Source organism: Bradyrhizobium icense (assembly GCF_001693385.1).
In the GTDB taxonomy this organism is placed as follows: Bacteria; Pseudomonadota; Alphaproteobacteria; order Rhizobiales; family Xanthobacteraceae; genus Bradyrhizobium; species Bradyrhizobium icense.
In genome coordinates this window covers 7430001-7442045 of the sequence record NZ_CP016428.1, presented here as the reverse complement: position 1 = coordinate 7442045, position 12045 = coordinate 7430001, and the positions used below count along the sequence as shown (strand labels likewise).

Sequence of the window (12045 nt, the reverse complement as noted above, 5' to 3'; positions counted from 1 at the left end):
CCCGCCGGAGCCTGTCATCGGGCGCGCATTCGCGACCGTTGGCCGGGATGACGAACGCGTGAGCGTCGTACTTGCAATGGCAGGAGACGCCCTACAGCAACTCCGGCTGCTCCGCCGCGATCGCGTCGCCGGTGCTGATGCTGCCGCCGGTGATCACCTCGGCATAGATCCCGCAATCACCGTGGCCGAGCCGGCGCTGCAGCGCCGGAGGAATCGCGAGGTCGCGCTGGGCAGTATCGGGATCGACATTGACGGCGGCGCAGCGGACGATGCGTTTCACCACCTTCAGCCTGATATCGCCGATCGCAAGCGTTCGGTCGAGCAGGTCGAATTCGTGCCAGGCCGGCCAGCCCTCGACATAGAGATTGGCGCGGAAGCGAAGCGGATGGACCGGCGCGCCGACGATATCCTCGACGGCGCGCACGCTGGCGAGGTTGATGATCGAGACGACTTTGCGGGCGACATCCGAAAAACTGTGGCCGGGGCTTTCCAGTACCTTTGGCGGGCCCTTGATCTGGCCGGCAAAGGCGGTGGCGAAGAAGTTCTCGATTGTCCGCCGGCCCTCGGCCGTCGTGAGGTCGCCCTGGGCTGCAATCTCGCCGTTCCGGCGGATCGAGAGAACGCTGCTCGCGTCGTCGAAATGGGTGTGCAGGCCGGCCAGCCACTCATCCCGCATCAGCATCAGGAAGTGCGGCTTCGGCAGCCATTTCGGCTCCGCCGGGTCGAAACCGGAGGGGCCGTTCTCGATGGCATAGCGGCGGTCGGCCAAAAGGGTTTGCCCGGGCTTGAGCTCGGCGCGGTCGAGCTGCTCCGGGGTCAGGCCTTTGACGGGGTAACGGTAAATCCCGGCGATCCGGGCGGGGGAAATGGCGTCCATGCGGCTTCTTAAGGGATTCCTGCGGCTTTCGCCAACCGTTCCCGAATTTGTGAGTGAGCACCTTCCGTTTTTCCCCCGCGATGCCCACATTCGAGGCAAGCCGCGGAAAGCGGGCGACGACTGCGGCCGGTTGAGGAATGTCAATGCGGTCCGCGGATACCCAATGAAGATGCCGCAATCATGCCTCAGGGGTGGGAGCGGCATGCCGAGGGAAGCAAAAAGATGAATATTGAAAAATATACCGAGCGGGCGCGCGGCTTCATCCAGTCTGCGCAATCGCTCGCCATGCGCGACGGTCACCAGCAGTTCTCGACGCTGCATGTGCTCAAGGTGCTGCTGGACGACAGCGAGGGGCTTGCCGGCGGTCTGATCGACCGCGCCGGCGGTAATTCCCGCGCCATTCTCAAGGCCACCGAGGATGCGCTGAAGAAGCTGCCGAAGGTTTCGGGCAGTGGCGCCGGGCAGATCTATCTTGCCCCCGATATGGCGCGCGCCTTCGACGCGGCGGAAAAAGCCGCCGAGAAGGCCGGCGACAGCTTTGTCACGGTCGAGCGGCTGCTGCTCGGCCTGACGCTCGAGAAGAGCGGCGAGGCCGGTACCATTCTGAGCAAGGGCGGCGTCACGCCGCAAAACCTTAATGCGGCAATCGAATCGCTGCGCAAGGGTCGTACAGCCGATAGCGCATCGGCCGAAAACGCCTATGACGCGCTGAAGAAATATGCCCGCGATCTCACGCAAGCCGCGCGCGACGGCAAGCTCGACCCAGTCATTGGCAGGGACGAGGAAATCCGCCGCACCATCCAGGTGCTTTCCCGCCGCACCAAGAACAATCCCGTGCTGATCGGCGAACCGGGCGTCGGCAAGACCGCCATCGTCGAAGGCCTGGCGCTGCGCATCCTCAACGGCGACGTGCCCGAGAGCCTGAAGGACAAGAAACTGCTGTCGCTCGACATGGGGGCGCTGATTGCAGGCGCCAAGTACCGCGGCGAGTTCGAGGAGCGGCTGAAGGCGGTGCTGCAGGAAGTAACCTCAGCCGAAGGCTCGATCATCCTGTTCATCGACGAGATGCATACGCTGGTCGGCGCCGGCAAGGCGGACGGTGCGATGGACGCGTCCAACTTGCTCAAGCCCGCGCTGGCGCGCGGCGAACTGCACTGCATCGGGGCAACCACGCTCGACGAATACCGCAAGCATGTCGAGAAGGACGCCGCGCTGGCACGGCGTTTCCAGCCGATCTTCGTCTCCGAGCCGACGGTCGAGGACACCATCTCGATCCTGCGTGGGCTGAAGGACAAATACGAGCAGCACCACGGCGTTCGCATCACCGATTCCGCACTGGTCGCCGCGACCACACTGTCGAACCGCTACATCACCGATCGTTTCCTGCCCGACAAGGCCATCGACCTCGTGGATGAGGCCTCGGCGCGGCTGAAGATGCAGGTCGATTCCAAGCCGGAAGAGCTCGATTCGATGGACCGGGAAATCATCCGGCTGAAGATCGAGCAGGAGGCCCTGAAGAAGGAAACCGATCTCGGCTCGAAAACCCGCCTGCAGACCCTGGAAAAGGAACTTGCCGAGCTCGAGAAGCAATCGGCCGACCTGACTTCGCGCTGGAGCGCGGAGAAGAACAAGCTGTCGAACGCGCAGAAGTTGAAGAGCGAACTCGACACCTTGCGCATCGAACTCGCCAATGCCCAGCGCCGCGGCGAATTCCAGCGTGCCGGTGAGCTCGCCTATGGCCGGATTCCCGAACTCGAAAAGAAGCTCGCCGAAATCGAAGCCAAGGAAGACGTGGGCGAGATGATGGAGGAGGCGGTGACCGCCAACCACATCGCGCAGGTGGTGTCGCGCTGGACCGGCGTTCCCGTCGACAAGATGCTGGAAGGCGAAAGGGACAAGCTCCTGAAGATGGAGGACAGCCTCGGCAAGCGCGTGGTCGGTCAGGCCGAAGCCGTGCGTGCGGTGGCAACCGCCGTGCGCCGTTCGCGCGCCGGGCTGCAGGACCCGAACCGCCCGATGGGCTCGTTCATGTTCTTAGGCCCGACCGGCGTCGGCAAGACCGAGCTGACGAAAGCGCTGGCCGAGTACCTGTTCAACGACGAGACCGCGATGGTCCGCCTCGACATGTCCGAGTTCATGGAAAAGCATTCGGTCTCGCGGCTGATCGGCGCGCCTCCCGGCTATGTCGGCTATGACGAGGGCGGGGCGCTCACCGAAGCGGTGCGGCGGCGGCCCTATCAGGTGGTGCTGTTCGACGAGATCGAAAAGGCGCATCCCGACGTCTTCAACGTGCTGCTGCAGGTGCTCGACGACGGCCGGCTGACTGACGGCCAGGGCCGCACCGTCGACTTCCGCAACACGCTGATCATCATGACCTCGAACCTCGGTTCGGAGTTTTTGGTGAACCAGCCGGAAGGCGAGGACACGATGGCGGTGCGCGAACAGGTGATGGGGATGGTGCGGGCGCATTTTCGGCCCGAATTCCTCAACCGCGTCGACGAGATCATCCTGTTCCACCGTTTGCAGAAGAGCGAGATGGGCCGGATCGTCGAGATCCAGTTCGCTCGCCTGCAGAGGCTGCTGGAGGATCGCAAGATCACGCTGACGCTCGATGCTGCGGCGCGCGACTGGCTGGCCGCCAAGGGCTGGGATCCGGCCTACGGCGCCCGCCCGCTGAAGCGGGTGATCCAGCGCAACCTGCAGGACCCCTTGGCCGAGATGATCCTCGCCGGCGAGATCGCCGACGGCGACCGTGTCGTGATCTCGAGCGAAGGCAATGTGCTGACCTTCAACGGCAAGGCCGCGCAGACCGCGGAGATCGCGCAGTTCGAAGCGCCGGTGCCGAAGCGGAAGCTGAATTGAGGCGCTACACCAACGCGAAAGCCCCGAACACGGGAGGTTCGGGGCTTTCGGCTAGGGGTTCCGTGGCTGCATCATTCCGTTGAACTGACGGCAGGCCCCGGCTCGCCGGGATCGTCGTCCTCGGGCTCGAGCTCCGTCAATATATCCACGAGTTCGCGGACCCGGCCGGTCGCCAGCGGCCGGCCCGCATTCAGCATCGGCTCGTCATTGGCCATCCAGGCTTGAGCCTCCGCCAGCTCATCTACTGTGGCGCCGGTTCCGATGATCTGGGCGATCGTGACTTCGTCAGCCCCGCTGACTGCCTTGATGACGTCGTCCCGGGTAATGCGGTTCATTGCTGCTCGTTCCCTTCACGTCGCGCCAACAACCGCCCGCCGCCAGCATGCGGCGGGCGGTGCGCGGGCAAGGCGCTTCAGCGGCCCGTGGTGAGCCGCGGCGGATTTTGCGTCATGATCCAGATTTCGATCGCCGCCAGCACCGCCACGGCAGCGCCGATCAACACGTGCACCGTCATCGCCGTGGTCCCCTGGAAGCCCAGCACCCAAGGCGATACCAGCGCCCACAGGCCGACGATCAGGTTCAGCCACTCCTCCCACACCGCGAATGCCGCCAGCGCCGCGATCGCCAGAATTGCGATTGCGAGACCCGTGACATAGGCGTTGCCGGAAGCCGCTCCAGCGTCGAAGCCGAACATCCAGGGCGAGAAGAACAGGACCGCGCCGAGGACGAAGTTCGCGACGTCGCACAGTTTTGCGTTGCTCCAATTCTCCATGGCATCCTCCATTGAAGATTTGCCAGTTAATCAACCGGGCAACGGCCGTTCGGGTTCCATCGGGGCTGCGGCGGGACGCAAATTAATGAAACCGCCGGGGTGCTGCGATTGCCCCCGTGGCAGGTACGGGCCGTCGGCTGCGGCGTGCCAAGCCAGTTCACCAGGCCCGGCCAATCGATTTGCCGGGGGCATGCAGACTGTTCGGCCCCGGATAGCCCAAAGGCAGGGTTCGCTCCGATAACTAAGGAAATAGTCCTACACAACAGACCCGTTGCTGGTAATGCGCCTACTTCCTCACCACCTTGTAAATCGCGTTCTCGATATCCGACGAGAAATAGATCGTCCCCGTCGCTCCCACACCGACGCCGGTCGGAATGTTGCTCGGCAGGCCGCCGGGCGCGGCCGGCAATCCGATCGGCAGGTTGCCTACGATTTCAGTGACGGCTCCGCTGGCCGGGTCGATCTGAACAATTCGCCTGGCGCCGACCTCGGCGACGATCAGCTTGCCGTCGGGCGCCATTGCAATGCCTTCGGGTCCCTTCAGGTCCTTCGCGACCACGGTTTTCTCGCCGTTGGCTTCGACCTTCGCGACCAGTCCGGCGAAGGCTTCGGTCAGATAGATTGTGCCGCCCGATCCGGCGGCAAGGCCGACCGGGCCTTCGAGGTTGCCGATCACCACGGTGCGGTCCTTGCCATGCTCGCCGCTGGCGCGGACCAGCGATTTGCTGCCGAGCTCGTTGACGAGGATGGAGCCGTCACTGAGCTTGACCGCGTCGTGCGGCGCCTTGAAACCGTGCAGCATCTCCTTGGTCTTGCCGGTCTTGCGGTCGATCAGTTGCACCGTGCCGGTGAACCAGCTCGACAGCAGCACGTCGTCGCCCTTGGCGGTGGCGCTCATCGGATATTCCAGCGTCACGCCGTCGGCATGCATGCGCGCCGGTTCGGAGACTTCGCCGGTTGCGCCGTCCACGGTGCGGTAGGCGAAGACGTCGGCGATGTAGATCGTATCCTTCGCCCCGTCGGAGACGACGCCGATGCCGCCGGGCAGCGCCAGCTTGCCTGATATGACCTGCTTCGCCGCGCCGGTCTGGGGATCGATTTCCTGGATGCCGTTGTCGGCCATGTTGGAGACGAAGATGCGGTCCTTGTCATCGATCGCGAGGTTGTCGAGCGAAGGCTTGAGCTGGGCGGCCATCTTCTTCGCGCCGGTCTTCGGATCGACCCGCACCAACTGGCCGAGCGCGGTATCGACCACCCAGAGATTGCCCTTGGAATCGAAATTGACCGCGGCCGGAATCTTGAAGCCGTCGGCGACCACGGAAAGTTCGGCCTTGTCGACGTCGACCCTGGCGACCTGGCCCTTGAACCACAGCGGGCCGTACAGTCTATCGTCCGGCCCGAATTCAAAACCGTTGAGGCCGCCCATCTTCTCCATGATCTTGCGCGGCGGCTTCACCCCGTCGACATCGATCTCGTACAGCGCATCGCCGAGAAACACCTGCGTCGCGTACAGCCGCCCATCCTTGCGGAAGGCGAGCGAGTTGATCCCGGGCAGGCCGGAGGCGAGTTTCTTCACCGGCCCATCGCCCTTACGCGAATAGAGATCGCCAGTGAGGAAGGCGGTCCATGCCATGGTGCCATCGGGTGCGAACGCAATGTCGTCGGACATGCCTTCGGGGGAGGGGACCGCAATCTTCGCCGTGCCGCTCGCGCGATCGACCTCGTAGAGCGCGGCGCCCGCGACGCTGCCGGCAAACAGGCGGCCGGCCTTGTCGACCCCGAGCCCGTGCACGCCATGAAACGCCGAGCCCGGAACCAGCTTGGTGACCTCATAGGTCTGCGACGATGCGCCAGCCGCGTATCCAAAAACAATCGCCGCAACAGTGGCTGCGAGTGCAAGCCTGCTCGTCATGACGTACCTCCCACGGATTTTATGGGAGGCAGTATTTGTCGCGGCGGGAGGTTTGGCAAACGAAACCGTCGGGCGCTTGCGCAGAGTGCTGCCACAAGTCCGACGCGCGGCGTGAGAAGTCCTGCCGGCCTTCCAGATATGTTATCGAAGGTTCACCGGCTGACCTGGCGCGTCTGCGGCGTGGTGCCGGTGGCTTCGGAAACCCGCGCCGAGGTGCCGCGGTTGCTCATCTGGGCGTCGAGACGGTCGCGCTCCTTTTCGAAGCTCGTTAGCAGTGAGCCTTCGAGCGAGCGGCCGCGCGGCAGCTTGACGCGCATCGGGTCGACGAAGCGGCCGTTGACCAGGATTTCGTAGTGGACATGGGCGCCGGTCGACATGCCCGTCGATCCGACGAAGCCGATCACCTGGCCCTGGCGAACGCGCTTGCCGGGCTCCATGCCCTTGGCGAAGGCCGACATGTGGCCGTAGGCGGTCTCATAGCCGTTGTTGTGTTTCAGCCGAACGTATTTGCCGTAGCCGCCTTCCCAGCCGACCTTCTCGACCACGCCGTTGCCGGAGGCGAAGATCGGCGTGCCGTAGGGGGTCGCCCAGTCCACGCCGGTGTGCATCTTGGTAAAGCCCAGGATCGGGTGGCGGCGTCCGCCAAAGCCCGATCGCATGATCGCGTTGTTGACGGGTTTGCGGACCAGGAACTTTTTCGCGCTCTTTCCGGTCTCGTCGTAAAAGTCGACGACGGAATCGTCGGGGGTCAGGAAGCGATAGTATTTTTTGGTCTCGCCGCCGACGGTGAGGGAAGCGAACAGCACCTCGGTCTTTTCGGTGCTGGGGGTGGCTTCGTCGTCGCCGGCGAAGAACACGTCGAAGGAGTCGCCTGGCTGCACCTTGCGCTGGAAGTCGACGTCGTAGGAATAGATGCGGACCATGTCCTCGATCACGGCGGCCGGCACCTTGTTGCGCATGGCGGTCTCGTAGATGCTCTGGTAGAGCCGGACGCCGCTGCCGTCATCCTCATCGTCATCGTCGTCATCTTTGCCGGCGGGGGCTTCGGCGACGGTATTCATGCTCTGCACGTCGACCGCGACATATTTGCCGACGTCCGACAGCGCGGCCACGGCTTCGACGGTTGTGTCGTTGGCGACGATCACGCGATACGGCTGCAGCCGGGCGGCAGGGCCGAGGCCCGAGGGCGCCATCAGGATGCGGACTTTCTGGCCTTCCTTCAGTCCGCCGTCGCGCCCGCGGGCGCCAAGGGTCAACGCGATCGCCCTGGCTTCATCGGGCGTCGCGCCCTGGTCGCGGAGGATCGAAGCGACGCTGTCGCCCTTCCTCACGATGTGAACGCGCTCGCCGGTCGGATTGCCGCCGGTGATCTGATCCTTGGTCTTCGGCAGCAGGGTGACATTTTCCGGCACGATGCGGGTTTCAAAGCCGGCATAGGGATCGGAGACGTTGCCTTCGGTGGCGTAGGCGAGCTTGAGATCGGACTGGGCGCCGCTGGCGTCGGCGGCGGCATTGGCAAGCGCCGTGTAGCGGACGCCACCCGAGCCCCGCCAATTCGCGGCATCCCGTACCCGCATCAAGACTTCGTCCAGCGCGACCACGGCGGAGAGTTTCGCCTTCGGCAACACCGCTGCGAGGTCTTTGGTGACAAAAGAAACCTCGGCGTCGGGTTCGACCGCCTCGGGATTGTTCGGATCCTCGGAAGCCGTCTGCGTCGTGGTGCCGACATCGGTCAGCATGCGCTGCGCGTTGAACGGCGGGATTTTAGAGCTGAGATCGCTCGTCGTCATCGACAGATTGCCGGAGATGCGAACGAATGGCCGCACCCGCATCACGTCGCGGTTCCCGACGCGGGTAACCGTCGATACCCGCACCACATTGCGCGAGGCGGTGGATTCGCCGGGCGGCGGCAGGCGGTCGCTCTTGTGCAGGGTAGCGGTGCGATCGTTGGCGCTGAACGCACCGCGCAGCGCGCCTTCGACGCGCTCGGGCACCTTGGCAAAGGTCATTTCGCCATCGAGGGAAGCGAAAACGGCGCCGCCGATGAGGGCCGCGCCGCACAGACCGGTCAGGATGGTGCCACTAAACCATTGTACGGAGACACGGCGGCGATCGATCACCGCAGCCTCGGAGCCATCGACGGAAAGGGGCGGCTCGTGACCGAGATCAATGATCCCGATCTCGCGTCCGTAGCCGCTTCCGCGTGGCGCCTTCTGGCTCAACCCTGTGTCCCCCCAATTTCCATTAACATCCGACAAGACCTCGCCCGACCCAGACCCCACGTTTTCGCCCTTTTGAGGGAGCGATTCCGGAGCATGGCGTTGCCGCACGCATGGAAATTCGGGAATCAGAGGCCAGAAGAAGACCGGCCACACTCTCGAACGTCAATGGTCAGCAGGTCTCTCGAAGTTTCCTGGCCGCATGGGAAAGGCGACGGGTTCATCGAGATCGCCTGTCCCGGGTAGATGAACTCCCGGCAGCCCCCACTGGCATCCGGTGATTCAATGCATACCTTATAGTCAGAACGTCGCAGGATTGTGGCTCAAGTGCGGCCAAAGGCCCGAAACATAGGGACTTCTTGGCGTCTCAAAATTCTTCGACGTGATGCGACAATTTGTTGACGAAGGGCGTTGACAACCCCGATCGGGCGGGCCTATAACCCGGCCACTGAGCGCGGCGATGCATTGGCCCCGAGGCCAAGGCATCTATTCGCGCCCCGTAAGCTCCTCATTACGATGAGTGACTCAGCAGCCGATACAAGTCGGTTGTCATTTGTCGTCGGATGGGTGGGCGCGGAACCTTCCAGAGATGGAAGGGTGGGATCCCTGGGGTCCCGGGCTGTTTGACAAGTGAAGATGAAGAAAGAGAAACGTGGACGGCGGAGTCCTTGCGAGTCTCGATCACTTGAATACGCAAGTATTGAAGTATTGAGGCTGGACGAAAGACTTCGGCGGTACACGTTTTAAAGGTTACACCATCGTCGTCAGCGATGTGAATCGTCGGCGATATATATGGTGGGACCTCGTCAAACGTTGTGATCAGCCGGTTCAAGGTTTCAAGTCCAACTTGAGAGTTTGATCCTGGCTCAGAGCGAACGCTGGCGGCAGGCTTAACACATGCAAGTCGAGCGGGCGTAGCAATACGTCAGCGGCAGACGGGTGAGTAACGCGTGGGAACGTACCTTTTGGTTCGGAACAACCCAGGGAAACTTGGGCTAATACCGGATAAGCCCTTACGGGGAAAGATTTATCGCCGAAAGATCGGCCCGCGTCTGATTAGCTAGTTGGTGAGGTAATGGCTCACCAAGGCGACGATCAGTAGCTGGTCTGAGAGGATGATCAGCCACATTGGGACTGAGACACGGCCCAAACTCCTACGGGAGGCAGCAGTGGGGAATATTGGACAATGGGCGCAAGCCTGATCCAGCCATGCCGCGTGAGTGATGAAGGCCCTAGGGTTGTAAAGCTCTTTTGTGCGGGAAGATAATGACGGTACCGCAAGAATAAGCCCCGGCTAACTTCGTGCCAGCAGCCGCGGTAATACGAAGGGGGCTAGCGTTGCTCGGAATCACTGGGCGTAAAGGGTGCGTAGGCGGGTCTTTAAGTCAGGGGTGAAATCCTGGAGCTCAACTCCAGAACTGCCTTTGATACTGAAGATCTTGAGTTCGGGAGAGGTGAGTGGAACTGCGAGTGTAGAGGTGAAATTCGTAGATATTCGCAAGAACACCAGTGGCGAAGGCGGCTCACTGGCCCGATACTGACGCTGAGGCACGAAAGCGTGGGGAGCAAACAGGATTAGATACCCTGGTAGTCCACGCCGTAAACGATGAATGCCAGCCGTTAGTGGGTTTACTCACTAGTGGCGCAGCTAACGCTTTAAGCATTCCGCCTGGGGAGTACGGTCGCAAGATTAAAACTCAAAGGAATTGACGGGGGCCCGCACAAGCGGTGGAGCATGTGGTTTAATTCGACGCAACGCGCAGAACCTTACCAGCCCTTGACATCCCGGTCGCGGACTCCAGAGACGGAGTTCTTCAGTTCGGCTGGACCGGAGACAGGTGCTGCATGGCTGTCGTCAGCTCGTGTCGTGAGATGTTGGGTTAAGTCCCGCAACGAGCGCAACCCCCGTCCTTAGTTGCTACCATTTAGTTGAGCACTCTAAGGAGACTGCCGGTGATAAGCCGCGAGGAAGGTGGGGATGACGTCAAGTCCTCATGGCCCTTACGGGCTGGGCTACACACGTGCTACAATGGCGGTGACAATGGGATGCTAAGGGGCGACCCTTCGCAAATCTCAAAAAGCCGTCTCAGTTCGGATTGGGCTCTGCAACTCGAGCCCATGAAGTTGGAATCGCTAGTAATCGTGGATCAGCACGCCACGGTGAATACGTTCCCGGGCCTTGTACACACCGCCCGTCACACCATGGGAGTTGGTTTTACCTGAAGACGGTGCGCTAACCGAAAGGGGGCAGCCGGCCACGGTAGGGTCAGCGACTGGGGTGAAGTCGTAACAAGGTAGCCGTAGGGGAACCTGCGGCTGGATCACCTCCTTTCTAAGGATGATCCTTCAGATAGCTTGCTATCTATCGGATCGTTTTAGAAACATCAGTGGCCAACAATCGTCAGGATTGTTGAGCTGCATTGGCGGGATTTCGCCGTCTACGTTTCTCTTTCTTCGCGGACGAACACGCGCCAGGGGCTTAGCGCTGTGCGAAGGTTTGGCGCTTGTGCGATGCATTGGCGTGAGCCGATTGTGCGAGCATGTCCCTGATCCTTCATGGAAGGAGCGTTAGGGGCTTGTAGCTCAGTTGGTTAGAGCGCGCGCTTGATAAGCGTGAGGTCGGAAGTTCAAGTCTTCCCAGGCCCACCACTTTGATCGAGTGCGGAGCATTCGTCTTCTGGTACGGGGCCATAGCTCAGCTGGGAGAGCGCGTGCTTTGCAAGCATGAGGTCGTCGGTTCGATCCCGTCTGGCTCCACCAGATGAAATCGAAGATCGAGATGCCTCGAATAATCGTCCGCGAAACATCACTTCGCATGCGCAGTCCGGATGGACGGCGTCATGCGTGATATCTGACATCGTAAAGAGGAGATCGATCCGAGTTTGGGATCTGCAAAGCAATTTGCGGGCTCTCACTCATAATCTCCAGGTCATTTCGGCGCTCGCTCATCGCAAGATGATCGGGTTGTAAATGATCTTTTTAGCGAAGCTTGACCGCCTCGCTATCGGTTCGATCTTACGAAGCAAGCTGGTCTTTCTAATCAGTGTCCGGCTGCGCATAGCATTCATCGAGGGTGCGTGCCTTTTGATTTCGATCTTGAGGCAATTGCGCAGACAACATTCTGCCGAGTGTGTGGACATTGATAATGAGAGCAATCAAGTGCCTTAAGGGTGTTCGGTGGATGCCTTGGCGCTGAGAGGCGATGAAGGACGTGCTACGCTGCGATAAGCCGTGGGGAGCTGCGAAGAAGCTTTGATCCACGGATTTCCGAATGGGGAAACCCACCTTCGATAGCTGGAACTCCAAGATCTCTATCTTGGGGTTCGGACAGCAATGTGTGAGACCAAGCCGTGAGGTTTTGGATTTCCAGTTATCAAGTGAAGGTATGAAATCTCTGAATTCA

6 protein-coding genes, 2 tRNA genes and 2 rRNA genes (1 of these 10 cut by a window edge) are annotated in these 12045 nt (G+C 61.6%); 5 read left to right on the top strand and 5 right to left on the bottom strand.

What is annotated here, in order from left to right; translation table 11 throughout:
• Window positions 1-91 precede the first annotated feature (91 nt).
• Complete coding sequence (locus tag LMTR13_RS34505; protein WP_065731632.1) at window positions 92-877, bottom strand: MOSC domain-containing protein; 786 nt, start codon at window positions 875-877, stop codon at window positions 92-94.
• A 222-nt stretch (window positions 878-1099) separates the two neighbouring features.
• Here LMTR13_RS34505 and clpB point away from each other — a divergent pair, with 222 nt between their 5' ends.
• Window positions 1100-3739 carry an ATP-dependent chaperone ClpB gene (gene clpB, locus LMTR13_RS34500; protein ID WP_065733215.1) on the top strand — a complete coding sequence of 880 codons (2640 nt, stop codon included), beginning with the start codon at window positions 1100-1102 and terminating at the stop codon, window positions 3737-3739.
• Window positions 3740-3810: 71 nt separating this feature from the next.
• Here the strand turns inward: clpB and LMTR13_RS34495 are convergent, their stop codons facing one another.
• The 4 genes from LMTR13_RS34495 to LMTR13_RS34480 form a co-directional block, all read right to left on the bottom strand.
• Window positions 3811-4074 carry a hypothetical protein gene (locus LMTR13_RS34495; RefSeq protein WP_065731631.1) on the bottom strand — a complete coding sequence of 88 codons (264 nt, stop codon included), beginning with the start codon at window positions 4072-4074 and terminating at the stop codon, window positions 3811-3813.
• A 77-nt stretch (window positions 4075-4151) separates the two neighbouring features.
• The gene (locus LMTR13_RS34490; RefSeq protein ID WP_065733214.1) at window positions 4152-4511 is read right to left on the bottom strand and encodes an SPW repeat protein; all 360 of its coding nucleotides are present in this window, start codon (window positions 4509-4511) and stop codon (window positions 4152-4154) included.
• 286 nt (window positions 4512-4797) lie between these two features.
• Entirely contained in the window at window positions 4798-6423 is a 1626-nt protein-coding gene (locus LMTR13_RS34485) for an SMP-30/gluconolactonase/LRE family protein (RefSeq protein WP_065731630.1), read from the bottom strand.
• A gap of 152 nt (window positions 6424-6575) precedes the next feature.
• Window positions 6576-8645, bottom strand: a complete 2070-nt coding sequence (locus LMTR13_RS34480) for a M23 family metallopeptidase (RefSeq protein ID WP_065731629.1) — start codon at window positions 8643-8645, stop codon at window positions 6576-6578.
• 840 nt (window positions 8646-9485) lie between these two features.
• On the opposite strand from LMTR13_RS34480, the gene LMTR13_RS34475 reads away from it, so the two are divergent.
• From LMTR13_RS34475 to LMTR13_RS34460, 4 genes are all read left to right on the top strand, one after another.
• Window positions 9486-10974, top strand: a 16S ribosomal RNA gene (locus LMTR13_RS34475).
• Between the two features lie 240 nt (window positions 10975-11214).
• Window positions 11215-11291 (top strand) — tRNA-Ile (locus LMTR13_RS34470).
• 35 nt (window positions 11292-11326) lie between these two features.
• A tRNA-Ala gene (locus LMTR13_RS34465) sits at window positions 11327-11402 on the top strand.
• 393 nt (window positions 11403-11795) lie between these two features.
• Window positions 11796-12045, top strand: a 23S ribosomal RNA gene (locus tag LMTR13_RS34460) (it continues 2594 nt past the right edge of the window).
• Together the 16S and 23S rRNA genes with 2 tRNA genes alongside form the textbook arrangement of a ribosomal RNA operon.